Source organism: Frankia sp. AgKG'84/4 (assembly GCF_023242965.2).
Taxonomy (GTDB): Bacteria; Actinomycetota; Actinomycetes; order Frankiales; family Frankiaceae; genus Frankia.
On sequence record NZ_JALKFU020000592.1, the window covers coordinates 1 to 3,227 of the forward strand.

The 3,227-nt window shown below is 76.7% G+C and carries 1 protein-coding gene; it reads right to left on the reverse strand.

Features of this window, described 5'->3' with window-relative positions:
- Positions 1-274: 274 nt before the first annotated feature.
- Positions 275-3,227, reverse strand: a 2,953-nt coding sequence (locus MXD58_RS23675; protein ID WP_250609948.1) for an FtsK/SpoIIIE domain-containing protein, incomplete at its 5' end; no start/stop codon positions are given.

Sequence of the window (3,227 nt, forward strand, 5' to 3'; positions counted from 1 at the left end):
CTGCGGCACTGCCGTTCCCTGCGGCACTGCCGTTCCCTGCGGCACTGCCGTTCCCTGCGGCACTGCCGTTCCCTGCGCCGTTGTCTCTCCCTGCGCCGTTGTCTCTCCTTCGGCGTCGGCATCCGCGCCTTCGCCGGCCGGTGTCCCGCGTCTCGCCGCCTCGCGCGGTTGGTCGTGGATCCGGGGGCGCCAGCCGCCGGCCGGGCCGCGGGGGGTCGGGTCGGTGCGGCCGTCGGGCCCGACGCGCGGATCATCATTCCCGATCATCGCCGGTCTACCCGTGTACCAGCGGGGCGAACGGCACCACTGTGCGGGGCTCGGACTGGGTGTGCCGGTCGAAGAGCACCGCGCGGTTCGGCAGCGTCCCGCCGGGCACCGGGCGGTGCCCGGCGAGGGCGAACAGCTCGTTGCCGGGCACGCCGGCCGCGGCCCAGGCCGCGATGTCGTCGCGGTTCACCGGGCCGAGGTCCTCCGACATCCGGGACACCCCGCGCCACCAGCCGATCAGGTGGACCCCCTGGGCGGGGCCGCGCCGCGTCACGGTGCGCAGGTCGTCGAGGCCGGCCCGGCGGCTGGTCGGGTCCTTGGCCTCCAGGGCGGCGCGACCGGCGTCCATGGCGAAGACCACGACGAGCCGCAGGGGTGGCGTGTCCCCGCCGCTGCCGGCGAGGGCGGCGTTCTCCCGGGCCCGGGTGTCGTCCGCGGCGGCGACGAGCACGGCCCGCAGGCCGGTGACGTCGACCACGTGGACCGGATGACCCGCCCGCCGGATCCGGCTCGCGAGCATCTGCGCCGCCCCCATCGCCGTCGGCTCGGCCGCGACGATCTCGACGATGAGGCCGCCGGTCGGCACCTGCCGCGCGACGCTGGCCGCCGCCGCCTGCACCATGCCGACGGCTTCGCGCCGCAGCGGGCCGAGTACGGCGAGATGACGCCCCGGTGAGGCGGCGAAGCGCACTCCCACCGCGGCCGGGGCGAGGTCCACGGGCACACCGACCAGGGCGAGCGGATCGCCGCCGGGACCCGGCCGCTCACCGCGGCCCGCCGGCGCGTCGGTCTCGTCCCAGGCCCCGGTCCAGGGGCCGTCCATGGCGCCGTCCATGGCGCCGTCCATGGCGAACCCGGTGGAGACGAGTCCTGCGTCGCCCCTGGCGCCCGCCGCGGCCCGCTCCGGGCCGTGGAGCGGCGCGCCGTCGATCGCGGCGGCGGCCTGCTCGCGGGCGGACTCGACTGCCCGCGACGCCGGTCGGCCGGCCAGGGCCCGGTAGACGGCGTTGTCGTCGAGGATCGCGGGGGCGTGGCCGACGAAGACCCGTGGCGGCGCGGCGGTGGGCAGGCTGCGGGCGGTGGCCGTCGCGAGCTGGTCCCGCAGCCGGGCGATCACCTCGGGATCGGGGAAGGCGACCCGGACGTGCTCGTTGCCGGCCGGATGGCCGTTGCGGCGGTTGACGATCGCCTCGCCGACACCGGACAGCGCCCCCGCCGCCTCGTTCGCGGTGGACAGCAGGACCCGGGACTCGGAGATCGAGGTGCGCAGCGCCACCCGCAGCGCGAACTGCCCGAAGATCGACCCGCGTTTGCCCGCGGTGGAGTCGAGGGCGTCGATGCCGGACAGGGTCTGGCTGGCCAGCAGCAGATGGATGCCGTAGGCGCGGCCCTGGCGGGCAAGTACCTCCAGGTGGGCGACGGCCTCGCGGGCGATCTCGTCGAGCGGGGTGAGCATCACCTGGAACTCGTCCACCACCACGATGATCCGCGGCCATGCGGACGTCCGGTCACCGGTGCGCAGTCCCCGCAGGTCCCGGGCGCCGACGGCGCGCATCGACACCGACCGGCGGCGCATCTCCTCCCGCGCCGCGCGCAGCACCGCCACGCCGAACTCGCGGTCGCTCTCGATACCGACGGTGTCGGCGTGCGGCAGGAAGAACGGGTCGGCCGGGCCGCCGGCGAACTGGGCGAACTCCAGGCCCTCCTTGAAGTCCAGCAGGTGGAACCGGACCTGGTCGGGGCCGTAGCGGGCGGCGATGCCGTAGACGGTGTCGAGCAGCAGGGTCGACTTGCCGGCGCCGGCCTGGCCGCCGACGAGCGCGTGGACGGTGTCGTCGTCGAAGGTCAGACTCACCGGGCCGTCCTGGCCGATCGCGACCGGAACCGTGATCCCCGCGGCGCTGTCGGAGCCCCACAATGCCGCCGGGAGCAGGTCGACGATGCCCGGCGGCCGGGACGCCTCCTGCCGCGCGGCGTCGGCGACCTGCGTCGTCACGGCGGTGACCAGCTCGGTCGGGGGCGCCTCGTCGAGCTCGACGGGTAGCAGGCCGGTCAGCGAGGTGCGCCACTGCCCGGGGCGGGCGTCGCGCCAGTGCGGCCGGTCGACGAGCAGGTCGACCGCGGTGAACGTCACCGAGTTGGGCAGCGGGTCGGCGACCGGGTCGGTCTCCTCGTCGTCGAAGCCGGTCTCGTCCGCGTCCGGGTCGACGGGGTGCGCGGCGTCGGCGAGCTCGACGGCGTCCGGGCCGGGCACGGCGCGCTGCACGATGGAGATCACGCTGACGCCGCAGGCGGGGCCCTGCGCGGCGACGGCCGACAGCGCCCTGGCCCCCTCGTCGTACAGGCGCGGCTCGCCGAGCAGCACCAAGACCAGCCACGGCTCCGGGCGGCCCTGGCCGGCGTTCTCCCGGTCCCGCAGCGAGTCGTAGCGCCCGGCGAGGCGCTCGCTGGTGATCCGGCCGACCTCGGTGGACAGCTCCGCGAGGCGCTCCTCCAGCCGGGCGCGGCCGGTGATGGTGGCCGAGGCGACGCCCGCCCCGCGCAGCGGCGCGAACCCGGCGAGCCCGGCACCGAGCTCGTGCGGGTCGTAGACGACGAGGCGGACGCGGCCCGCGGGGGCCGCGGCGAGGATCCGGGTCAGCAGACCGCGGACCAGGTCGACGGCGCCGGCGCGCTGCCCGCGGGACGTCTCGATCCGCAGATTGCGGGCGTCCAGCAGGGGCACGGCGAGCGGCACCGTGCTGTGCCCGCCGTCCGACCCCTGCGCGGGGATGATCACCTGCCCGACCTGCCACAGCCCCGGGCGGTAGCGCCGCCCGGCGCCGCCCTGGGTGCCGGCACCGGAGGGACCGACCCCGAAGGGCCCGCGCCGCCAGTCCGGAGCCGACCAGGACGCGCCGGCGAACCCGGGGGTCTGGCCGCGCGCGATCAGGCGCGCCTGGGCCAGCTCGGCCTCGACA